Below are 25,781 nucleotides of genomic sequence, written 5' to 3' on the forward strand. Positions count from 1 at the left end.
TTTAATAGAAGCTTTAAATTTGAAAGAAAATTTTTGTACGCTTAACACGCAAGCTCTTTTTAGTATTTAGACGCTTAAACCCTCAAAACACGAGAGATTAGTGATGAAACCAAACAGAATATATCAAATGGTAAACTTTGTGCTGATACTCAGCTTACTACTCACCACACACTCAATAATTTTTGCAACTGATACTACGCAAGAAAAACCATCAACAACAATCGAACCCACAAACACTGATCAAAATAATAACACACCAGAACAAGCACCAACAGACAACAAATCTGATAAAGATTCTGAAAAAATAATTTCTGAAACAAAAAAAGCAAGTTCTGATCAAAAAAAAGATAAACCTAAGAAAAAAGATAAAAAATCTGACAAGCAAAAAAAAGACTCAACCAATCAAAAAGAAACTAAAAAAAAAGACAATAACACAAAGCAAGACGAACAACCGCAAGCAAACCCTGACAAAAACACACAAACACAAACTCCAGCAAAACCCGATAAAAGCAGTGAGGCAGGGCAGGAAACAAAAACAACAACCCAAGAAAGTACTAAAGAAGATCCAAAGAAAAAAGATAAAGAAAGCAAAAAATCAAAAAAATCCACAAAGCAAACAAAAAAAAGCCCTCCAGAAGAAGAAAAAAAAGAAGTTCCAGACCAAATTGTATATTCCGGTGTTCAACAAAAAATTTCTAAAGATTTATTCACATCACTACCAGCGCTCGATTTACAAAGTATCGATATTGCACACGGTGGCGACGATCCATTAATTTTTGGTCTTAGCAAAGACGGAAAATTATTTAAGCTCAGTAAAGATTGGAATAGTTGGTCCGATATTTCACCAAAAAATGAACTCAAAAACTTTTCTGTTGGCGCGGATGGCACACTGTGGAGCCTTGATAAAGACGGCAATTGCTGGTACCAAGAAGAAGGTCACACAGAATGGACTCAAATAATCAATCAAAACAAAAAATTTGCACAACTCAGCGTTGGCAATAAAAATGAAATCTGGGCACGAGATAGCGACAATAATCTTTGGAGAAAAAAAAATCCAGTTACTCAACAAACTGAGTGGCAAAAAATTCCCGATGAAAAAGGCGTTCATATTGCCTGCGGCGGTAATGGGAAGGTCTTACTAGCAAACAACAACCAAGTTATTCGAACATTTAATCGCTTTAAAAAATCATGGACCGACATCATTAAGCCAGCAACGTTTGATATGGGCAATCCACAAAGCGTCTCGATTAAAGAACAATTTAACGCACTTTTTCTCGATTATAAAAACAATGCTTGGAAGTTAATGCCGGGAAGTAATGGTAAAAAGAAAAATGATTGGATTGCACTTGAATGTCCTGCAGGTTCTTTTAATAGCGCAGCTATTGGTTACGATGGTACTATTGTAGCTCTTGATAGCAAAAATAATCCTATTGTCCATAAACCAACACTCAGCGAAGTTATTGCACTAGAATTGGCACGCGGCCCAGAAATTCGTGGCACCCAAATTGTCCGTATTATTGCAGGGCCAAATGTTGATTTTAGACGCGTTTGGACGCATGCAGATAGTTATTACGACAAAGATGCCCAAGAAGATCCACCAAACAACTTCAATCAGCTACTAGTAGGTAGCTCTGGCACTGGTAGCATAACTCTTGATACATCACAAGAAGTTATAGACAGCTTGAAAGAAGTAGAACAAACCGAAACTGAAAAAAAAATAGCAGAACTTGAAGCCCCTACCGAATCAGAAACAGGAAAAGAATTAGCAAAAGAGCATAAAAATAAAGAAAAAAAGTCAGCAAAAAAAACAAAAACTAAAAGCAAAAAAAATAGCTCCGTACAAGCACAAGATAAACGTCAAGATCTTGGTTGTTTTTTTAGTATTACCTGGGCACAAGACGATACATCAAACAACGTTATTAACTTTGGCGATACCGTAACTATTTGGTCGCTATATGCTGTTGAGGGAAATCTTAAAAAAGCTGGCTCACTGAGCAAAGAATGGAAATGGTGGGTAAGCGACAGCCACTTCTTGTGGAAGCCTGATCAGCTTGATATTCGGGTGTCGTTGCTCAATCATCCACACGCTCAAGATGGCTGGCAAACATTTAAACTGATAAGTCCATACAATCAAACGGGCCCAATTCGTTCAAACGACACAATTATTATTCAAAGTATGGCCCCGCACGCTCAAGAACGTAACCTCTGGGTAAATCAATACAGCTGGGTTAATGCCAAGGAACATTTTGAAATAATAGTTCCTGCTATCAATACAGGATCTTGGCAGCCAGATTTTTATGGCCAACAAGATCTTGGCGGCGCACAGTATTTTACACTGCAAGCAGTAAACTCAGAAGCCGATATCCCTGATACCGGTATTTCAATTAATACTAACGACTTCAAGAAAACCGCACGCGATATTTTTGGCGCAATTAAGGGAACACAATTTTGGTATGATAAAAAATTAGCAACAGCATCAGCAGCAAAATCACTCGTTAAATCTGAGTTAACAGCAGGCCTTGGTGTTGTAAAAGAAATACGCAACAATACGGACTATCTTTTGACAACCAATAAACTTGGCGTTATCAAAAAGCATGACGCACTACATAACCAACGCTATGAACTCCTTGAACGACTAACACTTGAAGGCTTTGCAAAAGAAGCACCAATTACTGATTTTGGACCAGATCGCATGATTACTCTGAACAAAATGTTTAGCAAAGGATTTGCTTGGCTTGATACACCACTTGAACAACCAGGACAAGCCACAATAACATTCCTTGCTCGCGCGACTGACCATGGTGGCATAGAAGTTGCGTTTAACACACAAGGAGATACCCAAGCAAATTGGCAGATTATTATTGGCGGCCTCAACAATACAACTTCTCAAATACTGCTTAATGGCAAACTTATGGCAGAAGCACCACTTGTTCGTGCAATACCTGGCCGATTTATTCCCTACTGGGTTTCAGTTAATAACGGCTTAATCTTAGTTGGTGAAGGCACACCTGGCTATGGCGTCTTAATGTCTGCTTACATGCCTGAAGCTATGCAAGTCACTCACGTTGGCTTTGGTTCACACGATGGACCGGTTGATTACGCGGAAATTCAAGTTGGTAAAGCACTGCGCGTGATTGCAGAAAAAGAAATTTATACCAAGCTTGATCATGATCTTACCCTACCAGCTGGAAGCAACAATGTTACTTTTATCGACGATCTTAAAGTTCGTATTCCAAATGAAACAACTATTGCCTTTACCGCTCAAGCAAAACATTCAGTTGCAGTAGTCTTACAAAATCAAAAAGGAGACCGATACAAGGTCGTTATTGGCGCCAATAATAATAAATTCTTGGAAATTGAACGTAATGGTATTGTCGTACATCAACTACTTACTGAGTTACTCCCTACCGCACGCGTATACTCCGACAAACCTACTGATTTTTGGGTAAGCATTCTTGGCGGCATGCTTATGCTAGGCCAAGGGAAAATTGGTGACAACTTATTTATGGCATGGCAAGACCCCGAGAGCCTAGAAAACATTACACTAATTGGCTTTCAGCCTTCAGATCACGAACAAAAAATTAGCAATGTAGAAATTGCACCACCCGTTACCATTGACATAGAAAAAGGATCAAATATTCAACAACAACTCCAAGGTTTTCCTTACAAAGGCTCTATGACTCTTCATAGACCTTACCGCTATGATTTTATTCAAACAGGCCAATTTGTAACCATGAAAGATATGGTAAGTGGCAAAATTTTTAGCGTTTTAAGTACGCCACAACAACAAGCTGAATACCAATTTTTAATTGATATTGACGCTCAAGGGGCCCCCACCGTACAAATTATGCAACAACCAGCGGAAGCAAAAGCAAAAATATTACTCCAACAAGGAGCCTTTCTTAAAGAAATAGAAGCTAATAAAATAGCAAAAATAGGTGAAGCAACCGCAGGTATTTTTCAAGCCGGAAGCCAAATAGCTTTAATGGTTGCAGGTTCTGCGGCAATGTCTCCAGACCCTATTTCAATGATTGTTGCAGGCGTTTCAGCAGGCGTTGGAATATCTACCGCAACAGCGGGCGCCGGCATAAAAGCTGCTGCTGAAATTAAAGCTGAAGGACTTAAGGATGAAGCACAAAAAATGCGAGTTGACGCACAATATGGATTTCGCGCTCAAAATAGTTATGTTTATGTTGAAGAGCCAAAAACAGAACGTGGAGCTACAGAATCAATCCCTATTGAAGCACAACAAAATGCTGCAGCAGTGGTAAAGCAACTCAGCGAAGCAGAGAAATTCGCCTTTCAGGACCCAAGCCACTATTCTGTACTATTAAAAATTTATACCGATATTTTACGTAGTCTTACTCATCCATTTGTTATTAACAGCACAGCAGATACTAAGAAGAAGATTTTTTATGGACTGGAACAAATCAAAAAATATTACCCAAAAAACCCAGATAAACTGATTATCATTCTTGATGTATTTGTACGCGCTTACTTAAATTATTATCTTGTTGATGCACAAAATAAGGACGATGTTAAAGCAAAAGACAGTTGGTACTTTACTATTGCAGACATTGGCAAAACATTATTAAATGCCTCAGCACAAGATGAAGATTTTGTATTTACTATTCCTGCGCTTTATGGCGAATACATTTGGATCCCATGGCAACTAAAAACTCCAAATCTCGGCTGGATAATTTTTGAAGCCCGCGGACCAAGCGACATTTTTATATGTTTCTCAGAAGATGCCGTAAGTGTACGTAATACCGACACAGAACTTTATGAAACTATTATTGGTGGATGGAACAACAGTAAACATGTAATTCGTACAAAAAGTCTTGGCCGTTCAGCAGCAGAAATTAAAACCACTCGTTCATCGCAACTTTCTTTGCGAGAATTTAAAACATATTGGGTTGGCCTTAACGATGGCATGATCAGCCTGGGAACTGGCGAACAAGTTGGCAAAAATATTATTATGCAATGGCAGGATCCATATCCTTGGAAAACTATTAAATTTATTGGCATTAGCACGTGGGACGTACCGATAGAGCTTAAAAATGTTTATACCATGGAAACACTAGAGAGCCTGAAAAAGCTATCAGAAAATTTGCCCGCTTCTCTCGCTCAACAACTACAACCCGCAAGCCCAGAGCAACTACAAAAAGAACAAGAAGCCTTGGCAAAATACAAACCTGCGAACATAACCGCCCCACAAGCAGTTGCTACACACGGTGCCACAAAAACAACACAAGCCCAAGGCAGAGATACTCAACGGGCTTACTACCAAGCAGATGTTGCACAAACTGGCTATTTACGCCCAGTTGCTCCCCCAGGAATGATGGGCATGCCAGGAATGGGTTACCCTGGGGCTTACCCTCCAGGAACAGGCTATATTATGCCACCAAATCAACAACAACCTACTCGCTAATACTTTGCTATAATTATTCGCATTAAAAAAGGCCCCGAAGATTCGGGGCCTTTTTTAAAATAGAATCGTTTTAAATATCCAGATTTCTTACAAAATGAGCATGTTTTTCAATATATGATCGACGATCTTCAACCTCGTCACCCATTAATGATGAGAACCATTGATCTGCCTTCAACGCATCTTCAATGTTAACCTTCAAGAACATACGGCGCTCAGGATCCATGGTTGTTTCCCAAAGTTGTTCAGGATTCATTTCACCAAGACCTTTATAACGTTGAATAGTCATCAATGCCTTGCCGGCAACAACAATAGCATCACATAAAGCAAGTACACCAAGACCACGGCTTTCGCCACCCTTGCCGCTCACCATCATTGACCATTGCTTATCTTCAAGCATTTTAACTGGGTTGAAAAGCTCTAGAAGTTTAGAAACTTCATTTGATTTGAAGAATGCAAAGGAAACATCCCACGTCTTTTTGCCTTGCTTAAAGCTCAAAATTCTACGGGTACGAACATCACCTTCACCAGCTTCAGTTTCAACATGCATTTCAACTTGATAGTCTTTAAAATATTCAGCAATTTTTGGTGTCAATTCTTCTGGGGTATATTTTCCAGGTTCCCATTTAAGCGCATCCAGGCAAGCAACAAGCTCATGACAATTTTTACGAGAAACTTCAACTTGATTACCAACTTTGGTAACTTCGTTTTCATAAGCAAGAATATTTTTAAGCAAAGAACTCCACTCAATTTGCTCAAACTTTTTACCACCTTGCTCAAGTGAAGCATGCGACGCAGCCCAATCGAACAAAAATTGAGTGAGTTCAGAATCGTCTTGCAGATAGCGCTCAGACTTACCAACCTTTGCTTTATATAAAGGTGGTTGCGCAACATACAAATATCCTTTTTCAATAATTGGCAACATGTAACGGAAAAAGAAGGTAAGCAACAAAATACGAATATGCGAACCGTCAACGTCAGCGTCGGTCATGATAACAATTTTATGATAACGAACTTTTTCTGAATCAAACTCATCATTACCAACACCAGCACCAATAGCAGTAATTAAATCTTTAATACCATCATTGCCTAAAACACGGTCAAGACGAGTTTTTTCAACGTTAAGCAATTTACCACGAATTGGCAAAACCGCTTGCACAAAACGATTACGCGCTTGCTTTGCCGAGCCACCTGCAGAATCCCCTTCTACAATGTACAACTCACATTTGCTTGCTTCGCGCTCTGAACAATCTGCCAATTTACCAGGCAATACCGAGCCCTCAAGAACCGTTTTACGACGCGTTAAATCACGTGCGCGCTTTGCAGCAGTACGAGCTTGCAGTGCTAACACGGCCTTTTGTAAAATAGCTTTGGCAATGGTAGGATTTTCTTCAAACAATGTATCAAGAAACGAATAAACCCAGGAATCAACAAATCCCTTAATTTCGCTATTGCCAAGCTTTGTTTTAGTTTGACCTTCAAATTGTGGCTCTGGTACTTTCATGCTAATTACGCACACCAAGCCTTCACGAACGTCATCACTTGAAAGTGATTCTTCACCAGCAGCTTTGAGCATGTTATATTTTTGAGCATAACGATTGCACACTTTAGTTAAAGCAGAACGAAAACCAGTCTCATGCGTTCCGCCATCAACCGTGTGAATATTATTTACAAAACTGAAAATTTGTGAGCTGTAACCATCATTATATTGAAACGCAAGGTCCAAAATATATACACCATCATCTTTAGAAAACTCGATAACATGATCGAGTAATGGAACCTTTTTAGCAGTTATATGATCAACAAACGAAGCTATACCACCTTCAAAATGGAAAATCTCTTCTTCGCCACTACGCTCATCTTTAAAGTCAATATAAAGACCTTTATTCAAAAACGCGTATTGCTTTAAGCGAGTTGCTAACGTTTCAAAGTTTAAATCTGTTGTTTCAAAAATAGTACCATCAGCCCAAAAACGAACATAAGTACCCTGTTTATCAGTAGCACCAATCGCTTTAAGTGGCTCATCTGGCACACCAATTTTGTACGTTTGAAAATATTCTTTACCATCTCTAAAAATACGCAGTTCTAATTTCTTTGAAAGCGCATTTACTACAGAAATACCAACGCCGTGCAAACCACCAGAATAGCGATATGCCTCTTTTTCAAACTTACCACCAGCGTGCAATTTGGTCATAACTACTTCTGCAGCAGATATTTTTTCTGTTGGATGTTCGGCAACCGGAATCCCCCGACCATTATCTTGTATCGAACAGGAACCGTCGGCATGTACAATAACATTAATCTTGGTACAATAACCGGCAAGCGCCTCGTCGACAGAGTTATCAACAACTTCATACACCAAATGATGAAGACCATCAGCATGCGTTGAGCCGATGTACATGGCTGGACGCTTTCTGACAGCAGTTAAGCCTTCAAGCACCTTAATAGAACTTGCACCATATTCAGGAACGCTGCCGCCCTTAGCTTTGACTTTTTCTTCTTCCATGGATAACTCCAAAATCTGTAGTCGAGGACCTAAAACACCATACAATCAAAAAGAAGCTTTAATTTTGAAAGAAATTTTTTGTATTATTAAAACACAGGCACTAGTATAGCACCATTAAGAGTATCTATCAAAATTTGAAAACAAAAAGATGCGTTAAGTACTATGAAAACAGAAAAAAAGACCTTTTTTATGAACGAGGCCCTCAAACAAGCTCAAAAAGCTTTAGACAACCAAGAAGTACCCATCGGCGCTATAATTGTGGGACCCGACAATACTATTATTGCACGTGCCTATAATAAGATTGAAATGATGCAGTCTCAAACAGCACACGCAGAGATCTTAGCTATCCAGAAAGCTTATAAAAAGGTTGGCAATTGGAGGTTGAACGGATGTTGGATCTATGTTACCCTTGAGCCTTGTTTAATGTGCCTGGGCTTAATTAAACTGAGTAGGCTAAAGGGAATAGTATTTGGAGCAAAATCAACCTTGTTCGGCATAGGGCTTGATGAAATAGAAAATCATATACCGTTTTACATTCAGAATTTAAGCATTGAGGGCGGGGTGGAACATGAAGCAAGTCTTTCCCTCTTAAAATTGTTTTTCAAAAAGATTAGAAAAAAAGAGAAAGGGCAGCCATGAAACAACGAACAGATGCGCTTCATAGAATTAAGGATAGACTTCTACAAAGAAAAGTAGAAATGACTATGCTTCTTTCTTCGTCAACAAATGAAAAGTTTGCCGACGATCAAATTCAAGATAGTGGCGATGAGGCACTTTCTCTTACCATGGAAAACCTCAAAAACTCACTTGAACAAAATGAAATTGATGAATTACGCTTGATAGATAACGCACTTATGCGCATAGATCGCGGAGAATATGGCTCATGCCTTGACTGCGAAGAGCATATTTCAGAACGACGCTTAGAAAATTTTCCGTATGCTGCTCGTTGCATTGTTTGCCAAGAAGCTCTTGAAGGATAAGTTTTTTCAGGATAGAATACACTAAGAATTACCTAGTAAAACCTGAAGAAATGCCGATGTAGCTCAGTGGTAGAGCAACTGATTCGTAATCAGTAGGCCGTCGGTTCAACTCCGATCATCGGCTCCAGTATTTTCTAGCTGAAATTCTACTTGTTTGTTTTTTAATGATTTTTGTCATTTTTGCTCCTTTTTGACAAAATGAGCTTTTATGACTACTCTATTGTATTAATTAGCACAGTTTTAGTTATAACTTTAGTCCTTTTAGCTTAGGTTTACGGATTTATGAAAGACGCTCAAAAAAGCAAAACTAGCTCTTCCATTCATGGTGTTGGACGAAGAAAAAAAGCTGTTGCACGTGTTTGGCTGAGCAAAGGCAGCGGAACAATTACCGTCAACGGTTTAAATCATGAAGAATATTTCGATACGTTGATCAATCGCAGTAGCCTTTCCATTCCATTCAAAGTTGCTAATCAAAAAGGCTTTGATGCAAAGGTTAGTGTTAACGGCGGCGGCATGAAAGGCCAAGCAGATGCTATTCGTCTTGGGATTGCGCGAGCACTTCTTGAGTCTGATGAAACATTAAGAGCTACATTGCGTAAAAACGATCTCCTTACCGTTGACTCTCGCGTTAAAGAACGTAAAAAATACGGTCAACGTGGCGCACGCAGAAAGTTCCAATTCGTCAAAAGATAATCTTTCTGGCTTTACCATTCATTTACTGCTAAGGTACCACTTAGTGGATCCTTATCTTTGTGCAGCATCATAAAAGGTAATAAGAAATGTTATTATTAACGCAATTGACTAAAATATCATGTGTGGCATAGTTTCGTACGTCGGCAATAAGTCTTGCCGGCAATTTATTCTTGATGGCTTAACACGACTTGAATACAGAGGCTATGACTCCGCTGGAATTATTTGTATTGATAGCAAACATAAGCATTTTAGCTATCAAAAAGAAGCCGGCGGTATTTCTCTGCTTAAAAAATTAGTAAAAACTACTAAGTTTGATGGTTTCATTGGCATGGGGCACACGCGCTGGGCAACGCATGGCGTTGTTGATAAAGCAAATGCACACCCACACTTCAACTGTCATAAAAGCGTCGCCGTTATCCACAATGGTATTGTTGAAGGGTACGAAAAAATTCGTGAAGAGCTTATTAAAGAAAACCACGAGTTTTATTCAACAACCGATACCGAAGTCATTGCTCACTTATTCAGTTCACTTTTAACTAAGCACAAAAATATTATTCCAGCAGTTTTAGAACTTACGCAAAAGCTCCATGGAGCTTTTGCGCTTGTCATTATGATGGAAGAATATCCAGATCAGCTCTTATTAATCAGAAGACGCTCACCATTGGTTATTGGCATTGGACAAGATGAAATGTTTGCAGCTTCTGACTACATGGCTTTTTCAGATCAAACAAAAACGGTACTTTTCTTGCCAGACAATAGCTTTGCGCTTGTAAAAAAAGACGCTCTTGCGCTCTATGATTTTACTGGAAACACCGTTACAGCCCAAACGCAAACAATCGACCAAACATTCAGCTCGACAGACAAGCAGGGCTTTGAACATTACATGCTCAAAGAAATCTACGAACAAAAGCGGGCGATTAATAGAACCATTTCTTTTTTTAAGATTATTGGCAATAACACTGAATCCAATTCCTTTTCCTCCAAAGAAGAATATAACGAAGGCATTTGGCGCCAACTAGGCCTTACCGCAGATCAGGTTAAAAACTTAAAATCTTTAAACCTCATTGCTGCAGGCACTTCATGGCATGCTGCACGCATTGCTCAGTTCTTTTTTGAAATAATTTGTAAAATTCCAACGCGAGTTTCTTTGGCATCAGAATTTCAACATATGCCATTTTTTCCTGATGCAAACAGTGTTTATATATTAATTTCTCAATCTGGAGAAACTGCAGACACACTGCAAGCGCTACGTTTAATTACAACCGCTAGTTTACAAACTATTGCTCTTACCAACGTTGCCTCAAGTACCATTGTACGCGAAGCTGATGGCTTTATGCCTATGCAAGCAGGACCAGAAATTTCAGTTGCTTCAACAAAAGCGTTTTCTACTCAAGTCGCCTCACTTTATTGGCTTGCCAACCGCATAGCACTTGAGCGAGGCATAATTAGCCAAGGAGAAATGCACGAAGCAGAAGAAGATCTCTTCATAACCGCTGAAATTTTAGAAACGGTTATAGAAACCTACAAATTGACTATCTCCCAAACATTGGCTCAAAAATATAGCACGTACAACCGCTTTATTTTTCTTGGCCGCCATATTAGCTATCCCTTTGCTTTAGAAGCTTCGCTTAAACTCAAAGAGATTTCTTATATCTTTTCGCAATGCTATCCAGCTGGCGAGCTTAAGCACGGCCCCATTGCATTAATCGACGACCAAACACCTGTCGTTATTTTTTCAGTACTCGACGAGATAATTTACTGGAAAATTTTGGCAAACGCACAAGAAGTTAAAGCGCGCCACGGCCACTTGATTGTGTTTGCATTTGAAGGACAAAAAGAACTGATCAACCTTGCAGACACAGCTTTTATTATCCCTCTGGTCAAACCACTTCTTGCCCCTCTTGCCATGACTGGCATTATGCAATATTTTGTTTACGAAATTACACGAGCTCTTGACCGACCCATTGACAAGCCCAGAAACCTGGCAAAATCAGTTACTGTTGAGTAATGTGGTTTATCAGCAATCGCACAAAAGCGATTGTTCTCGAGCAGTCAGTTGTTCATTAAATTAAAGGACTTGTCATGAATCTTGCTTATTTTATTTCATTTTTTTTGTACTTTGCAATTTTGCTCGTCGTTGGCATTCTTTTTTACAACAGACAAAAAGATGCCGGTGACTTTATGGTTGGCAGCCGGTCACTTAATTACTGGGTAACCGCCATTGCCACACACGCAACCGACATGAGCACCTGGCTCTTTATGGCCTACCCAGGCTTAGTTTACCGCGAAGGAATGCCAGGTTGTTTAATTGCTATTGCCCTTACACTAGGTATGCATTTTACGTGGAAATATATTGCACCACAATTGCGTATTGCAACCGAAAAAACCAACAGTCCAACGCTCATCAGTTATTTTGAAAAACGATTTAACGATCCCGCTGGCCATATCAGACTGCTCGGCGCTGTTATTTCGCTCGTTTTTTTCACACTTTATATTTCTGCAGGTATTGTAGGCCTTGGCCGCGCGGTAGAAGCAGCGTTTGCCGTTAATTACCACATTGCTATTTCGATTGGCACCCTGGGCATTGTTGCCTACACCCTGCTGGGCGGCTTTATTGCAATTGCCTGGAACGACTTTATTCAAGGTATGTTTGTACTCTTCATTTTGCTTTTTGTGCCAATTTATGCTTGCTGGTTTTTAGGCGGACCTTCTACTATTATTAATGCTTTAGTCAGTAAAAATATTGCACTCACACCATTTCCAGATTTTTCATGGCACAGTTTTTTGAAAAATGTTGTACCTGCTGTAGGCTGGGGACTTGGTTATTTTGGGATGCCACATATTTTAGTTAATTTTATGGGCATTGATAACGTAAAAAATATTAAAAAAGCACACACCCTTGGTATTATGTGGCAAATATTAACTACCATTTTTTCGGCAACACTTATTGGCTTAATTGGTATTATATTTTTTGCACAAACAGGCTTGGCTGACAGCGAACTAGTATTTGTAGGTATGGCGCAACAAATGTTCCCACCATACTTATCTGGATTTATTTTGTGCGGTATTTTGGCAGCAGCAATCACAACTATGGACTCACAAATTCTTGTTGCAGCTTCCACCATTGCTCAAGATGTTTATCGCAAGTTTTTCAATCAAAAAGTCTCGTCACACAATCTCATGCAAATTTCTCGTCTTGGCGGGCTTGGCATAACATTTATTGCATTTTTGTTTGCATTCAATAACCACGATTCAATTTTAGATCTGGTGTATCACGCATGGTCTGGCTTGGGTGGTTCGTTTGGCCCACTCCTACTTGCTTCATTTTATTGGAAATCAACCATCACCAAACACGGTGCTTTTACCGGTATTTTAGTTGGCGGGTTGGTTGCTGGCAGCTGGCGTTACCTAGAAACAGGCTTTAACGCACCTCTTATTCCCGCATTTATTTTGAGCTTTTTAAGTATTTATGTTGTTTCAAGAATGACTGAAAAAGTCGGTAACAACGCTTAAGAATCTTCCGGAAATAACTGTAACAATTCGTAAACATTTTTAAAAGTCACCAGATTGCAAGAACTGGTGACTTTTTGATTTTTAGCCACAAAAACATGTTCCAAACCAAATTTTTCAACCTCTTTTATGCACGCAGAAACTTGATTTGCAGGCTTAACTTGCCCCGTCAAACTTAACTCTGCAATAGCCACAGAATGGCCTGGGAGCGGTTTTTGAAAATAACTTGAAAGCAGCGCAAGCGCTATCCCGAGATCGCTGGAGCTTTCTTTAATTTTAAAGCCCCCACTCACTTTAAAAAAGATATCTTGGCTGCTAAATTTTATATGCAAATATTTTTCAAGAATAGCAGCAATCAGCACTACACGCTTTTGATCAAGACCGGTTACCACACGCTGCGGCATCCCAAACTTTGAACTAACAACTAACGCTTGTAACTCAAGCACCAAGGGACGCGAACCCTCAACACTACATACTAAAACTGAACCAGGGGTACTAGAACTTTCAGAAATAAGCTGCTGATTGATATTGGTAACTTCTGCCAAGCCATGCTCTTCCATTTGAAAGAAACCAACTTCATTAATAGCACCAAAACGGTTTTTAACCGAACGTAAAACGCGCGTTTGCCAACGATCTTCAGCATTCAAGTAAAAAACCGCATCCACAATATGCTCTAAAACCTTGGGACCTGCCATCTGACCTTCTTTGGTCACATGACCGGTAACCAACACAGCAACATTGTTTTCTTTGGCAAATTTCATAAGCCTAAAACCAACCTCACGCAACTGGGCAACAGTACCGGGAATAACATGAGAATCAAATGAAAGATGACAGTTTTGAATTGAGTCTAAAATAAGTAAATCTGGTTTATGCTCCAAACCAGTAGCAATAATACTTTCTAAATCTGGCTGATCAGAAAAGAGTAAATTTGTGGTGCCCACACCAAGTCTACTGGCTCTATTTTTTACTTGGTGCAAGGCCTCTTCAGAAGAAATATAAATAACTTTGTGGCGCTGCGCAATGCGATTGGCTACCTGCATTAAGAGCGTAGATTTTCCAATGCCTGGGTCGCCCGTCAAAATAATAAACGAGCCTGGCAACACACCACCACCAAGCACCCGGTCCCACTCTTGCATACCAGAACACATGCGCTCTTGCGCTTCATCTTCAATTTGGCTCAAATTTACCAAACTAGTGGGCTTGGCCGCAACAACACGAGCTCCTTTTGCCAACGACCCGCTCGAAATAGCCGAAATTTGCCGCTCAATGAAACTGTTCCATTCGCTGCACCCAGGACAACACCCAACCCATTTTACGCTTACATAATGGCAATTGGTACATGAATACGTTAATTTTTGCTTAACTGCCAAGAATATTCCTAATTAGTTATTTGAGTTGCGGAATATTTTTTGCGATAAACAGGGAACTTATCAATTTCAAAACAATTTCTGCACCGGGCTTCATAGCATTCTTCTGCACCAACCAAAATAATTGGATCTTCATACCGCGCAGACTTACCATTAACTATTCGCTGCGTATGATAAGCATCGCGCCCGCATTTAACACAAATCGCTTTGAGCTTGGTTACTTCATCGGCAACGGCCATGAGCAAGGGCGTTATGCCAAAAGGTTCACCACGAAAGTCAAGATCAAGGCCGGCAACAATTACACGCTTACCTTTATCAATAAGCTTACAAATAACATCAATAACTTCATTGGGGAAAAATTGAATCTCATCAAAACCAACAACATCAACAGCATCACTAGCCAAATCCAAAATCTTTTCAACACCAGAGTCAATGGGAAAAGCAAGGCGCTCGCGGCCGTCATGAGAAACAATACATGATTCATTTTTGCGCGTATCTATTGAATGTTTAATCACCAAAACCGACTGCTTGGCAAATTCTGCACGCTTTAAGCGGCGCATGAGTTCTTCAGTTTTTCCTGAAAACATTGAGCCACAAACAACTTCCAATCTGCCTTTTTTATTATTGTTATGCAACATACGCCGGTTCTCCATTCGTTACAAAATTTAAGTTTTTTTCATTCACAACCAGAGTATAGCAAGCTTTAGGATCAACAAAAAGAAACTGGTTGGACATTATCTACAAACGTCCAACCAGGTATAAAAACTTCTCTAGCATTTTGTTTCAGTATCTGTTGGCAATGGCGCCATCTTCTTCAAAGCCCATTCCATACCATTTAAGGTTTTGTGCCAAGCTGTCCCAACCATGTTCCTAAACCATGATGATTTTTGTGCTGGTGCAGTAGCTTTAGTTGTCAGATTTTCCGACGATATTTGTTGCTGAGAAATCTCCCTCACCAGAGAAGGGCGAGATGATGACAAGGACGAGTTGACTGAAGACGATGTGGCAACCGCTACCCTTTGATCTGTTAAATTTTGGGAACTAGGCGATGAATTGGCACTTGAATTACTGCCATATTGGGGCAATAACGGTGCAGTTGTTGTTTGACCACTGTTCACACGTTGAGAACTTGACGATTGCTGAGTAACCACGACCTCAGTAGGTGGTTGCGTCACGGTAACTACCTGCGCTGTCTGCGTAGACGGTGGCGTCTCACGCGTCGACTGTGTTGGTACTGGTACCAACGGTGTTGTTTGCGCTGGAATTACCCCTTTCTTCACCACAGGTAGCGCCCGAGCTATAAGCTTTTGTGGCCAATTAAGTGGGTTTAATGACGAACCTTGATCAGCTCTGCGTTTATATTCCTCAAAAGTTTCAACTCTATCCGCAAGATTTTTCAACTTGGTTACCTTCTCATTAAGCCCGACTTTTTCATCAAGCTGATCGATTAAGCTACTTGCTAAACCTTGACGCGCCGAGCCAGGCTTAGCTTTTGGCTTGGCAACAACAGTTTGCTTGTTTCCAGTATCAGAAGGCCTACTTTTTGGTTGCTCTGTCGTTGATGGCACCACAGGCTCATTTGATTTATTTTCGACAGGAGCTGGGGATGACAACAAAGAATCTCTACCCGTTTGCGAAATTGGCTCGGCTTCTTCTACTTGAGCCCCATTAACAAGAACACCAATATCATTAATTGCTCTATCAATAACCTCATCAACCTTATCAGACATTTTTTTTGCAGCTTCTTCAACTTTTTTGTTGCTCATAAAGCGCTCTGTAATAACATCACTTACTGACTCAACAGCTGTCTTCCACACATCATTAATGTGACCCTTAATTGCTTTAACACCAACTTTATTAACGTAATAGCCAATAACACTAGCAACTACCACTACCACAGAACCAATAAGTAGCCACTTTGTTATATTGCGTGCCTCAACCAACGGCTCTTGTAATGCATACACTTGCACACCAGAAATAAAATCAGCAATAACTCTGTCGTCAAGCCCATTAGTCTGCAAAACATTGTTAATATCGCGCAATTCTTTCTTAATTTTTTCAAGATAATATACTAACGCCTCTTTCTTTTGGTCGTATCTCAACTCGCTATATGAAATAATAAAAATAAAAATAATAGCTTTAGTTAAAGTAGCCCGAAACGGCTTAATTACTTGATCATCAAAAGCAACTTCATGGCTATGAAGACGCGAAAAACCATCCCATAAAGAACCTTGGTACTTTTTAGGTGTTTCCATTTTGCAGAGTAGTTTATGAAATTGTAAGCAAAAAAACTTGCTCATGCGCTTGAGTAAAAATGCGCTATCAAAATCACTTTGTTGTTGGAGCCATTCAACCAAACAGAGCAATGTAGCACCATTTTCAGTAAAATGATCATCTATGATTGGATCAATAATAAGATTATTATTATAATAATTGCCAAAGTGACCTTTTTTTACCAATTCATAATAAACATCTTCAAAGGATGCTTGAGCTTGATGATGTTTTTCTTTAAAATCAAGAATCATTTCTGAAGAAACGCGATATTCGGCAAACCCAAATGGCGTAAAAATTGTAGTAATCAATCCAACTAACAAAAACAAACAAACATTGCTTGTTCTATTTTTAGTATTCATCTGTGTTCCTTCCGCTTACAAAAGATCAGTAGTGATCTATCAAAAGTTCATTATCAATGTCCTGCCTTGATGCAAATGAGCGGCTCACTATATTAGCCCGCCTTTCATTTATGTCAATGAGGCACACATTTACTATAATAAAACAATAGCCAAGAAGGGAAGAATCTTACTAATTATTCAAATTGTAACTTACACAGCAAGGTATTTGCTTTTATCTTAAGTTTGCAGTCTGAGCATATTGCTCAGCCAAAAGCATATCTTCGTAGGTATTTACCTCGGCTGCATCATGAACCGTCTCATGAATGCCAATCTTAAGACCATGTTGCAGCGAACGCAAAACTTCTATACTTTCTGCCAACTCCAGCGGCGTCTGTTTAAAACAAGCAATACGCTCAAGCGCTGCTGGCGTATAAGCATAAATACCAATGTGTTGGTAATAAAATTGCTCAAGATTTTTTTCACGATAAAAAGGGATTGGGCTTCGCGAAAAATAAAGCGCTTTGCCAGTAATATCACTAACCACTTTAACAACGTTTGGAGAAAAAATAACACTATCTTCAAAAATGCGCTTTTTAAGCGTCCACATATCAGCACCATCGTGCAAACAACTTTGCAAAAGCGCATCAATCATCATGGAAGTTATAAAGGGCTCGTCACATTGCCATAAAACCCAAATATCTGCTTTTATAGTACCTTGTTGGACAACTTCAATCAAACGATCGGTACCAGTTGGGCATTCAACTGAAGTCATAATGTAGGGAGCTCCAATTGCCTCAACATACGCGGCGGTAACCATTGAATCTATGGCAAAAACAACATGATCGAAAAGCTTTACTTGCTGAGTCGCCTCCCACACCCACTGCAATAACGGCTTACCAAGTAAAGGTGCTATAACCTTGTTAGGAAAACGAGTTGAAGCCAGGCGAGCAGGAATTACACATGCAACAGTTTTATTGCCGATCATTTTTGTCCTTTTTCTTCTCTTAGCTTTTTTTTGGTGATATTATGACGCGTTACTATTTGAATAACGTACTATTCTAAAATCTTCTTAAAAAAATAACTATGAACAAAGAATACCTTATTCTCCAACAATCATCAAATTTACAAGGCACTGTCAATGTTTCGGGCGCTAAAAATGCCGTCCTTGTGATCATTATTTCGCTCATCTTAACGCGCGGCAAATCTACCCTGCATCACGTGCCAAACTCAGCCGACGTGTTAATCCTTCTTCATGTCCTACAAAAATTAGGTGCGTTAGTCGAATTTGATACCGAAGACAAAATTCTACGCGTTGACACTAACTCCATTAATAGCTACGCGATTGAACCTGAAATCATGAACAAAATGCGCGCGTCTATTTTATTTATGGGTCCACTTTTGGGCCGTTTTGGCAAAGCACACGTTGCGCTACCCGGCGGCGACCTAATTGGCGCACGACCAATCAACTACCATCTACAAGGCTTTAAAAAACTTGGTGTACAAATCACCGAAAAACGCCCGTTCATTGAAGCCTGCCTGCAAACAGAACAGTCAGACCAACCTGTCAGAATTGTTTTAGAATACCCAAGTGTTGGCGCAACCGAAAATCTTATCATGTTTGCTGCCGCTCGAGCTGGTGAAACGGTTATTATTAACGCCGCTATTGAGCCTGAAGTGCTCGACTTAATTGATGTACTTAAAAAAATGGGAGCAAACATTACCTGCTATCCAGGGCTCATGATAAAGATTATTGGCGTTGCCACACTCAACCCCATAACACATGCCATCATTCCAGACCGCATAGAAACAGGCTCTCTCTTGCTGGCTGCCGCAATTACCAAGGGCTCTATAAAATTACCTAACGCACGAGCAGACCACTTAGACATGTTCTTGGAAAAATTAAAAGAAATGGGGCACACCGTAAAAACAGGCACTAATCCAACCGACGACTACCCATTGCAAGGCATTAGCTTGTACGCATGTCAAAATCCAAGAGCTTTAAGCATAAAAACGGGTACCTACCCAGGGTTTCCTACTGACTTACAACCACTCATGATGACCGCATTATGTTTGGCAAATGGCACCAGTACAATTGAAGAAACGGTTTTTGAAAATCGCTTCATTCACGTTAAAGAATTACAAAAAATGGGTGCCGAAATTGCTATTAATGGCTCTGTTGCAACAATTCGACGTGTCGATTCGTTTTATGGCTGCGAAGTTATAGCCAATGATATCAGGGCCTCATGCGCGCTTGCTCTAGCTGGCCTTGTAGCTGTTGGTGAAACAAAAATGACGGGAATTTATCATTGGAAACGCGGATACGATCAACTAGAAAAAAAGTTGGCGCATCTTGGTGCAAACATTACACTTGTTGAACATGAACAGCAAGAAATAATTGTTTCTATGGCCCCATGCCTGCAGACAACTCAGAAACCTCTCGAGTAATGGCCGATTGCCGTTGCTTGTTATAATGCAAAATAAGCTTTTCAAGATATTTATCAGCATTAGTTGTTGCGCTGTCCATAGCCAAAAACCGCGCGGCCTGCTCGGCTAACAATGACTGAAAGAGAATATTCATAACAAAAACTTTTATGTAAGAAACCGCCAAACTATCTAAAACATCTTGTGGTTCTTGTTCCCAAACATAATCAATAGTCGTTTTTTTTTGATCAATAGACTCATCATTTTTATTTTGAGTGCTAGTCATTTTTGAAAAATTTTCCTCCAAAGAAAGCGGCGTAAAAACGGTCTTTCTCGGCTCTTGAATAAAAAATGATTTTAAAAAACTATTAAAAAAAACAATCGACGATGGAACTGATTTACTCGTAACAATTTTATTGACTAAATCATTAGCAATACTTATGTAATTGCCCGAATTAAGTTCACCATAATGGCAAATTACATCACCCCACGACTTGTCATTAATAAAGCGCATGGCCTTTTGCCCAACAATAATAAACCGCGGACTTTGATGCTCTTCAATAAATAACGAGCGCTCTATATAGCGAAATAATGACGAGTTAAAAGAGCCACACAAACCCTTAGCACTGGAAATAATAATGTATAAAGGCGTTGAATCTAAAATATCTTCAGGAAACAACAAATCATTTTTCCAATCAATACCCAAACGACCTACTGCAAGATCAAGCAAGCTCCGCTTAATACTGTCCATATAATAGCCAAGCCCAGTATTTTGCTTCTCAAACCGCGCATACAAAGACATAGAGACAAGTCGAACGGCATGCGTAATTTTGCGTGTCGTCTGAATCGATTTTATTTGTTGCTTAAGTCTTACTAATTCACTCATGAAAAAACCCTCGTTTACCTGACAAGTACCCCCTAAGCTAAACAAAAAATTGTGGTTTTACAACAAATTAACCTATAATTAAAAATAAGAACAATAATAGAAAGCATTGTGGACTACTGGAGCAAAAACGTGATCATTGTTATAGATGGCTACAACCTCTTACGACACATTTTCCCAAAAGCAAAGGGACTGCTAGACAAACAACGGCAGCAATTAATAAAACAATTGGGCTTGTATAAGGCAAAAAAAAAAGAGGGCGCCAAAGAAATAGTAGTCGTTTTTGACGGTGGCACCTTTGGTCACGCCTCGCGGGAAGTAAGAAATGGTATTGTCATTATTTTTTCTGGCCAAAAATCATCGGCCGACGACTGGATTATTGAATACACCGAAAAGAAAAAAGGAGAAGAGATACTCCTAGTAAGTCTAGATAGAAAACTTATTCAAGCCTGCGAAAAATACCAAGCCCACTCTATCGACGTTTTTGAGTTCTATACCATTGTTCAAGATATCTTACTCGACACAACCTCTTTCCAAAACCCTTCACCCTCAACGTCAATAATCCAAAAATATGAACCACTGGAAGACCTAGAAGACTTTTCAGCCACCATCGACCAAAAATCGCTCGATGCACTGATGGAAGCAGCCAGCATGGACACAAACCCCAAAGAGACAGGGAAAAGCTCAATTGTGACAAATAGAAAAGATCGCTCAAGCCCTTCAAAAAAGCTTTCAAAACAAGAAAAAAACATTTATCATAAAATAAAAAAGCTTCATTAATCATCGATATTTACTAAAAATCCCTATGTTTTACGAATTTAGCGCCGACCAAATCATTCATTTTGTTCAAACAATACTGGTACCGCTCACGCAAAAATGTACTGTTTTTACCTTAACAGGACCATTAGGAGCTGGGAAAACAACTCTGGTTAAAGAAATTTTGCGTCAATGTGGCGTAACAGACACCGTCACAAGTCCAACATTTGGCTACGTTAACAGCTACAGAAATGCCGAAGAAACAACGTTTCATCATTTCGATTTGTACAGAATAGGCTCGCTTGAAGAGTTTATAGACGCAGGATTTGATGAATATCTTAACACGCCAAATTCCTTGTGTTTTATTGAATGGCCAGAAGTCATAAAACCACTACTAGATCAACTTATTGAACAAAAAAAAGTCTGTCACATAACACTGTCTTATGACCCAGAAAGCATAGAAAAGAGACGTTGCGTCTTAAAATAATTAAAATTTTTTTCGAAAAAAGTTGAAATCTTTAGTAAAATAACTATGATAATTCTCACTATCACGTGTAAACTACGGGATAGGGCTTTATTGAAATGAATACAAGGGGAGGTTCCCGAGCGGTCAAAGGGGACGGACTGTAAATCCGTTGGCGACGCCTTCACAGGTTCGAATCCTGTTCTCCCCACCATAATAATTAGAGCGCGGATAATGCGCGGGAATAGCTCAATTGGCTAGAGCGACAGCCTTCCAAGCTGTAGGTTGCGGGTTCGAGCCCCGTTTCCCGCTCCAGAAGAGAATTTTGCTGGCATAGCTCAGTTGGTAGAGCAGCTGATTTGTAATCAGCAGGTCACTGGTTCAAGTCCAGTTGCCAGCTCCATTTTTTATAACATTTTGCCCATTATGTGATGCAATTTGTAAAATTTGTGAAAAAACGAAAGTTAAGGTAAGCTAACAATAAGCTGAATTAACATACACAGCCCACTGAAATAAAGATCGATTAAAGTAATACGAGAGACAAACGCCCACGTAGCTCAGTTGGTAGAGCACTTCCTTGGTAAGGGAGAGGTCACCGGTTCAATCCCGGTCGCGGGCTCCAGTTCACAAACCTCACGCTAGTTTTGATGAAAGTTCGACTATGGCTAAAAATAGAATAATAATGCATCTTGAATGCAAAGATTGTAACCTTAGAAATTATAGTAAAAAAGTTTCTAAGAAGCGAGCTTTCGGCAAGTTGGCATTGAACAAGTATTGTTCAACATGCAAAAAGCATTCAACACATAAAGAAACTAAGTAGATCTGTAGGTCAGTAGCTCCAATGGTAGAGCAGCGGACTCCAAATCCGCGTGTTGGGGGTTCGAATCCCTCCTGACCTGCCAATCTTACAGGGTGAAGAAAAAGGTAAAGAGTGCGAAAATGAATAAGATTCTCTTGTTTGTTAACGAAGTAAAAAATGAGCTAAGAAAGATCTCTTGGCCAAGTCGAGATGAGCTTGTGGGAGCAACTATTATTGTTTGTATCCTTGTGTTAGTCCTTTCCACAATACTTGGCTCCATGGACTTTTTCTTTAGCTTTGTTATAAAAAAATTTATTATGTAGCCTTTTGGGCTTCAAATTAATGCTTTTTTAAAGTAAACTCTATAACTACGTGGGGCTAGATTTAGGCTATGAAACGTTGGTATGTCGTCCAGGTTTATACCGGATACGAAGATATTGTAAAAACCGATTTAGAAAAACGCGTCCAGGAAGAGAATCTGACTGAATTATTCGGTGAAATTCTGGTTCCAACGGGCGAGGTGGCAAGTTTCTTTGCTGAGGAAAAATCCAAGAAGGAAAAAATTTTTCCTGGGTATTTACTTATCAACATGGATATGACTGGCGAAACATTCAGACTTGTTGCATCAAACCCTCGCGTTACAAGATTTTTAGGTGGAGAAAGTCCTGCTCCTCTTTCTGATAAAGAAGTTGGGCGCATTTTCTCTCAAATGTCTGGAGAGCTGGCTATTGCGACAGAGAAAGAAGCCTTTGTTGTTGGCAGCGAAGTTAATATTTGTAGCGGACCTTTTTCAGGGTTTGTGGGCATTATTGACAAAACAGACGATGAAAAAGAACGACTTACCGTTATGGTAAGCATTTTTGGTAGATTAACTCCAGTAGAATTGGGATTTGATCAAGTAAAGAAATAGCAATGGGATCGCTAAAGAGCAATAACAGAAGGTAGATTGTTAGGTAAAAGCATGTCAAAAAAAATAAAAGCTAATGTTAGAATACGTCTTCAAGGAGGCGCCGCGACTCCTGCTCCACCAGTAGGTTCGATGCTTGGTCAACATGGTGTTAATCTTATGGACTTTTGTAAGAAGTTTAACGCCGCTACTGCAAATCAAAAGGGCGAAACAGTGCCTCTCGTTGTTACTGTTTACGTTGATAAAACTTTTGATTTTGTTACCAAAACTGCACCAGTGTCAGAGTTGCTCAGAAAAAAAGCAAACATCAAAAAAGGCTCCAGTAATCCTGGTAAGGATTCCGCTGGAACAATTCAGATGAAAGACATTGAAGAAATTGCTAAAATGAAAATGGTCAACTTAAATGCTGCAGACCTTGAAGCAGCAAAAAAGACCATTGCTGGCAGCGCTCGCAGCATGGGCCTTAAGGTTATTGAGTAATATAACGTCGTTATAACTGGTTCATCTTAAAATTAATTATTGTAGTAGGATCGATACATGGGTAACGTTAGTAAAAATCATAAAAAGGTACAAGAGCTGCTGGCAAAAACCGAAATAACTAATTGGAAATCAGCGCTTGATTTTGTTACCAAAAATACATACACCAAATTTGATGAATCAGTTGATGCAGACATTACACTGGGCATTGATGCATCAAAGGGTGATCAAACCGTTCGTGGTTCAGTTCTTTTGCCTCATGGCCTTGGCAAGAAAGTTCGCGTTCTTGTTTTTGCTAAAGGACAATACGAAGAAGATGCAAGAAAAGCCGGCGCTGATTTTGTTGGTGCTGATGATCTTGTAGAGAAAATTGAAGGTGGATGGATGGACTTTGATGCAGCTGTTGCAACACCTGATTTAATGGGCCTTGTAGGTAAAGTAGCAAAAGTTTTGGGACCTCGAGGTTTGTTGCCAAATAAAAAAATTGGCACCGTTACTTTTGATGTTGCAGACATTGTTTCTGATCTGAAAAAAGGACGTTTATCTTTCCGTAATGATAAGGGTGGCGTATTGCATGCACCGTTTGGAAAGGCTTCTTTTGGCTCAGAAAAGCTTATAGAAAACCTTGCAGCACTTATTAAAGCTATTCAATCCTGCAAACCTGCGTCATCAAAAGGTAAATTCTTAAGAAAAATTACCATCTCATCTACGATGGGCGTTGGCGTAATAATTAATCCTGACGAAATTGGCTAAATAGGCATACAAGCAAAAGGAATCGAACAATGAACCGTCAACAAAAAGAAAGTGTAATTTCTGATTTTGCAAAGATGCTTTCAGAATCACAAAGCACTATTCTTGTTAAATATAAAGGTCTCAGTGTTGACCGCATGCAGTCACTCAGAAAAGATCTGCGTGAAGATGGTGGCAGTCTAAAAGTTACCAAAGCACGTCTTATGAAGATTGCTGCACAACAAGTTACTGCAAACATTCAAGGGCTTACTGAGTTCCAAGAACATTTTCATGATCAAGTAGGCCTTGTTTTTAGCAAAGAAGACAATATTTCGGCATTGGCAAAAAGACTTGTTGATTTCTCAAAAAATAACGAATCTTTTGGGATGATCGCAGGCCTTTATGAGGCTCGTCTTGTTTCAATCAATGAGCTCAAGACATTAGCTTCATTGCCTTCTCGAGATGTATTGTTGGCTATTGTTGCCGGTACATTAAAAGAGCCAATTGCGCGATTTGCACGAGCATTGCAATTGATTGTTGAAAGCCGAAAAGAAAATATATAAAGAAAAAGCCTTTAAATATGGGCAAATGTCTTGTATATTGTCAATCTGTGTGGTAACATGATCGTTACTATTCAGACAATAATGGCAAATTTAAAATGATCAAAAAAGCAGATTTTTGAGTAGATTTTGATTGTTGAATAAGTTTTTATTAATGGTAATTCGTTAGTTGTTAGGGAGTTGTCTCATGGCGTCAAGATTGGTTGAAGAAATAAGCAAAATGTCCGTAATGGAACTTGCTGAACTTGTTAAAGAAATTGAAGAGTTTTTTGGTGTTTCAGCAGCAGCTCAAGCGGTAGCAGCAGCTCCAGCAGCAGGTGGCGCAGCTCCAGCAGCAGAAGCTAAAACTGAATTTAAAGTAATCCTCAAAGATGGTGGTAGCGAAAAGATTAAAGTTATTAAAGCTCTTCGCACAGTAACTACGCTTTCCCTTGGTGATGCTAAAAAAGCAGTTGATGAAGTACCATTTACTGTTTCAGAAGCTGCTCCTAAAGAAGAAGCAGAAAAAATAAAGAAAGCTCTTGAAGAAGCCGGCGCAAAGGTTGAGCTCTCTTAATTCTTCTTTGTTACTTTTTTATTTTTTATTTTAGTGCATTTTTGAGAATGCCCATTTTTAAACAAGACATTGTTTTAAAATGGGATTCTCTCGTCATTAGGCGTTTTTGTTCAGATAAGTTGCTAGTGCTTTTT

At 39.5% G+C, this 25,781-nt stretch carries 22 protein-coding genes and 6 tRNA genes; 22 read left to right on the forward strand and 6 right to left on the reverse strand.

Translation table 11 applies throughout. The features are described 5' to 3' along the window. Positions 1 to 103 precede the first annotated feature (103 nt). The gene (locus K2W90_01620) at positions 104 to 5,431 is read left to right on the forward strand and encodes a hypothetical protein (GenBank protein MBY0353045.1); all 5,328 of its coding nucleotides are present in this window, start codon (positions 104 to 106) and stop codon (positions 5,429 to 5,431) included. 70 nt (positions 5,432 to 5,501) lie between these two features. Here K2W90_01620 and gyrB read toward each other — a convergent pair whose 3' ends face one another. Beyond that, positions 5,502 to 7,934, reverse strand: coding sequence for a DNA topoisomerase (ATP-hydrolyzing) subunit B (gene gyrB, locus K2W90_01625; GenBank protein ID MBY0353046.1), 2,433 nt, complete (start codon positions 7,932 to 7,934; stop codon positions 5,502 to 5,504). Between the two features lie 162 nt (positions 7,935 to 8,096). On the opposite strand from gyrB, the gene K2W90_01630 reads away from it, so the two are divergent. The 6 genes from K2W90_01630 (at position 8,097) to K2W90_01655 (ending at position 13,120) form a co-directional block, all read left to right on the forward strand. Further along, positions 8,097 to 8,573, forward strand: a complete 477-nt coding sequence (locus K2W90_01630; GenBank protein ID MBY0353047.1) for a nucleoside deaminase — start codon at positions 8,097 to 8,099, stop codon at positions 8,571 to 8,573. Further along, positions 8,570 to 8,914: a TraR/DksA C4-type zinc finger protein gene (locus tag K2W90_01635; GenBank protein MBY0353048.1), complete on the forward strand. Its 345-nt coding sequence runs from the start codon at positions 8,570 to 8,572 to the stop codon at positions 8,912 to 8,914. Before K2W90_01630 ends, K2W90_01635 begins: the two co-directional genes overlap by 4 nt. Positions 8,915 to 8,966: 52 nt before the next feature. Further along, positions 8,967 to 9,041: transfer RNA gene (locus K2W90_01640), tRNA-Thr, on the forward strand. 155 nt (positions 9,042 to 9,196) lie between these two features. Beyond that, entirely contained in the window at positions 9,197 to 9,607 is a 411-nt protein-coding gene (gene rpsI / locus K2W90_01645; GenBank protein MBY0353049.1) for a 30S ribosomal protein S9, read from the forward strand. A gap of 118 nt (positions 9,608 to 9,725) precedes the next feature. After that, on the forward strand, positions 9,726 to 11,615 hold the full coding sequence (gene glmS / locus K2W90_01650; protein MBY0353050.1) for a glutamine--fructose-6-phosphate transaminase (isomerizing): 1,890 nt from the start codon (positions 9,726 to 9,728) through the stop codon (positions 11,613 to 11,615). 74 nt (positions 11,616 to 11,689) lie between these two features. Next, a complete protein-coding gene (locus K2W90_01655) occupies positions 11,690 to 13,120 on the forward strand; it encodes a sodium/proline symporter (GenBank protein ID MBY0353051.1) in 1,431 nt (476 codons plus the stop codon). On the opposite strand, the gene radA is transcribed toward K2W90_01655, so the two are convergent. From radA to kdsB, 4 genes are all read right to left on the reverse strand, one after another. Beyond that, a complete protein-coding gene (gene radA, locus K2W90_01660; GenBank protein MBY0353052.1) occupies positions 13,117 to 14,487 on the reverse strand; it encodes a DNA repair protein RadA in 1,371 nt (456 codons plus the stop codon). The two genes, K2W90_01655 and radA, sit on opposite strands and share 4 nt — an antisense overlap. A gap of 8 nt (positions 14,488 to 14,495) precedes the next feature. Further along, positions 14,496 to 15,122 (reverse strand): thymidine kinase, encoded by a 627-nt coding sequence (locus tag K2W90_01665; protein ID MBY0353053.1) that lies wholly within the window; start codon positions 15,120 to 15,122, stop codon positions 14,496 to 14,498. A gap of 132 nt (positions 15,123 to 15,254) precedes the next feature. Continuing rightward, entirely contained in the window at positions 15,255 to 17,117 is a 1,863-nt protein-coding gene (locus tag K2W90_01670) for a hypothetical protein (protein MBY0353054.1), read from the reverse strand. A gap of 211 nt (positions 17,118 to 17,328) precedes the next feature. Beyond that, positions 17,329 to 18,081 carry a 3-deoxy-manno-octulosonate cytidylyltransferase gene (gene kdsB / locus K2W90_01675; GenBank protein ID MBY0353055.1) on the reverse strand — a complete coding sequence of 251 codons (753 nt, stop codon included), beginning with the start codon at positions 18,079 to 18,081 and terminating at the stop codon, positions 17,329 to 17,331. A gap of 98 nt (positions 18,082 to 18,179) precedes the next feature. Between kdsB and murA the strand changes: the two genes are divergently transcribed. Then, positions 18,180 to 19,541: a UDP-N-acetylglucosamine 1-carboxyvinyltransferase gene (gene murA / locus K2W90_01680; GenBank protein MBY0353056.1), complete on the forward strand. Its 1,362-nt coding sequence runs from the start codon at positions 18,180 to 18,182 to the stop codon at positions 19,539 to 19,541. Here the strand turns inward: murA and K2W90_01685 are convergent. Next, complete coding sequence (locus tag K2W90_01685; protein ID MBY0353057.1) at positions 19,498 to 20,403, reverse strand: F0F1 ATP synthase subunit gamma; 906 nt, start codon at positions 20,401 to 20,403, stop codon at positions 19,498 to 19,500. The genes murA and K2W90_01685 overlap by 44 nt on opposite strands. A gap of 129 nt (positions 20,404 to 20,532) precedes the next feature. Here K2W90_01685 and K2W90_01690 point away from each other — a divergent pair, with 129 nt between their 5' ends. The 14 genes from K2W90_01690 to rplL all read left to right on the forward strand — a co-directional run bounded on the left by K2W90_01690 (position 20,533) and on the right by rplL (position 25,647). Next, positions 20,533 to 21,180: an NYN domain-containing protein gene (locus K2W90_01690; GenBank protein ID MBY0353058.1), complete on the forward strand. Its 648-nt coding sequence runs from the start codon at positions 20,533 to 20,535 to the stop codon at positions 21,178 to 21,180. Positions 21,181 to 21,205: 25 nt separating this feature from the next. After that, entirely contained in the window at positions 21,206 to 21,643 is a 438-nt protein-coding gene (gene tsaE / locus K2W90_01695) for a tRNA (adenosine(37)-N6)-threonylcarbamoyltransferase complex ATPase subunit type 1 TsaE (GenBank protein ID MBY0353059.1), read from the forward strand. A gap of 105 nt (positions 21,644 to 21,748) precedes the next feature. Beyond that, positions 21,749 to 21,833, forward strand: a tRNA-Tyr gene (locus K2W90_01700). Positions 21,834 to 21,857: 24 nt separating this feature from the next. Further along, a tRNA-Gly gene (locus K2W90_01705) sits at positions 21,858 to 21,934 on the forward strand. 12 nt (positions 21,935 to 21,946) lie between these two features. Continuing rightward, positions 21,947 to 22,022: transfer RNA gene (locus K2W90_01710), tRNA-Thr, on the forward strand. Positions 22,023 to 22,165: 143 nt separating this feature from the next. After that, positions 22,166 to 22,241, forward strand: a tRNA-Thr gene (locus K2W90_01715). Between the two features lie 39 nt (positions 22,242 to 22,280). Next, complete coding sequence (rpmG, locus tag K2W90_01720) at positions 22,281 to 22,439, forward strand: 50S ribosomal protein L33 (protein MBY0353060.1); 159 nt, start codon at positions 22,281 to 22,283, stop codon at positions 22,437 to 22,439. A gap of 6 nt (positions 22,440 to 22,445) precedes the next feature. After that, positions 22,446 to 22,521: transfer RNA gene (locus K2W90_01725), tRNA-Trp, on the forward strand. Positions 22,522 to 22,558: 37 nt separating this feature from the next. After that, positions 22,559 to 22,741, forward strand: coding sequence for a preprotein translocase subunit SecE (gene secE, locus K2W90_01730; protein ID MBY0353061.1), 183 nt, complete (start codon positions 22,559 to 22,561; stop codon positions 22,739 to 22,741). Positions 22,742 to 22,809: 68 nt separating this feature from the next. Then, positions 22,810 to 23,328 carry a transcription termination/antitermination protein NusG gene (gene nusG, locus K2W90_01735; GenBank protein MBY0353062.1) on the forward strand — a complete coding sequence of 173 codons (519 nt, stop codon included), beginning with the start codon at positions 22,810 to 22,812 and terminating at the stop codon, positions 23,326 to 23,328. 51 nt (positions 23,329 to 23,379) lie between these two features. Beyond that, positions 23,380 to 23,805 carry a 50S ribosomal protein L11 gene (gene rplK / locus K2W90_01740; protein MBY0353063.1) on the forward strand — a complete coding sequence of 142 codons (426 nt, stop codon included), beginning with the start codon at positions 23,380 to 23,382 and terminating at the stop codon, positions 23,803 to 23,805. A gap of 57 nt (positions 23,806 to 23,862) precedes the next feature. Continuing rightward, entirely contained in the window at positions 23,863 to 24,555 is a 693-nt protein-coding gene (gene rplA / locus K2W90_01745) for a 50S ribosomal protein L1 (protein ID MBY0353064.1), read from the forward strand. 29 nt (positions 24,556 to 24,584) lie between these two features. Continuing rightward, positions 24,585 to 25,094 (forward strand): 50S ribosomal protein L10, encoded by a 510-nt coding sequence (gene rplJ / locus K2W90_01750; GenBank protein ID MBY0353065.1) that lies wholly within the window; start codon positions 24,585 to 24,587, stop codon positions 25,092 to 25,094. 184 nt (positions 25,095 to 25,278) lie between these two features. After that, positions 25,279 to 25,647: a 50S ribosomal protein L7/L12 gene (gene rplL / locus K2W90_01755; protein MBY0353066.1), complete on the forward strand. Its 369-nt coding sequence runs from the start codon at positions 25,279 to 25,281 to the stop codon at positions 25,645 to 25,647. Positions 25,648 to 25,781 lie beyond the last annotated feature (134 nt).

This window comes from Candidatus Babeliales bacterium (assembly GCA_019749895.1).
Lineage (GTDB): Bacteria > Babelota > Babeliae > Babelales > RVW-14 > AaIE-18.

Excerpts from the sequence above, each read along its gene's own strand:
- glmS (MBY0353050.1), top strand. The coding sequence starts at position 9,726 with ATGTGTGGCATAGTTTCGTACGTCGGCAATAAGTCTTGCCGGCAATTT.
- tsaE (MBY0353059.1), top strand. The coding sequence starts at position 21,206 with ATGTTTTACGAATTTAGCGCCGACCAAATCATTCATTTTGTTCAAACA.
- rplJ (MBY0353065.1), top strand. The coding sequence starts at position 24,585 with ATGAACCGTCAACAAAAAGAAAGTGTAATTTCTGATTTTGCAAAGATG.
- K2W90_01630 (MBY0353047.1), top strand. The coding sequence starts at position 8,097 with ATGAAAACAGAAAAAAAGACCTTTTTTATGAACGAGGCCCTCAAACAA.
- K2W90_01655 (MBY0353051.1), top strand. The coding sequence starts at position 11,690 with ATGAATCTTGCTTATTTTATTTCATTTTTTTTGTACTTTGCAATTTTG.
- K2W90_01620 (MBY0353045.1), top strand. The coding sequence starts at position 104 with ATGAAACCAAACAGAATATATCAAATGGTAAACTTTGTGCTGATACTC.
- gyrB (MBY0353046.1), bottom strand. The coding sequence starts at position 7,934 with ATGGAAGAAGAAAAAGTCAAAGCTAAGGGCGGCAGCGTTCCTGAATAT.
- rpmG (MBY0353060.1), top strand. The coding sequence starts at position 22,281 with ATGGCTAAAAATAGAATAATAATGCATCTTGAATGCAAAGATTGTAAC.
- K2W90_01685 (MBY0353057.1), bottom strand. The coding sequence starts at position 20,403 with ATGAGTGAATTAGTAAGACTTAAGCAACAAATAAAATCGATTCAGACG.
- K2W90_01635 (MBY0353048.1), top strand. The coding sequence starts at position 8,570 with ATGAAACAACGAACAGATGCGCTTCATAGAATTAAGGATAGACTTCTA.
- nusG (MBY0353062.1), top strand. The coding sequence starts at position 22,810 with ATGAAACGTTGGTATGTCGTCCAGGTTTATACCGGATACGAAGATATT.
- murA (MBY0353056.1), top strand. The coding sequence starts at position 18,180 with ATGAACAAAGAATACCTTATTCTCCAACAATCATCAAATTTACAAGGC.
- kdsB (MBY0353055.1), bottom strand. The coding sequence starts at position 18,081 with ATGATCGGCAATAAAACTGTTGCATGTGTAATTCCTGCTCGCCTGGCT.
- rpsI (MBY0353049.1), top strand. The coding sequence starts at position 9,197 with ATGAAAGACGCTCAAAAAAGCAAAACTAGCTCTTCCATTCATGGTGTT.
- rplL (MBY0353066.1), top strand. The coding sequence starts at position 25,279 with ATGGCGTCAAGATTGGTTGAAGAAATAAGCAAAATGTCCGTAATGGAA.
- rplK (MBY0353063.1), top strand. The coding sequence starts at position 23,380 with ATGTCAAAAAAAATAAAAGCTAATGTTAGAATACGTCTTCAAGGAGGC.
- K2W90_01665 (MBY0353053.1), bottom strand. The coding sequence starts at position 15,122 with ATGTTGCATAACAATAATAAAAAAGGCAGATTGGAAGTTGTTTGTGGC.
- secE (MBY0353061.1), top strand. The coding sequence starts at position 22,559 with ATGAATAAGATTCTCTTGTTTGTTAACGAAGTAAAAAATGAGCTAAGA.
- rplA (MBY0353064.1), top strand. The coding sequence starts at position 23,863 with ATGGGTAACGTTAGTAAAAATCATAAAAAGGTACAAGAGCTGCTGGCA.
- K2W90_01670 (MBY0353054.1), bottom strand. The coding sequence starts at position 17,117 with ATGAATACTAAAAATAGAACAAGCAATGTTTGTTTGTTTTTGTTAGTT.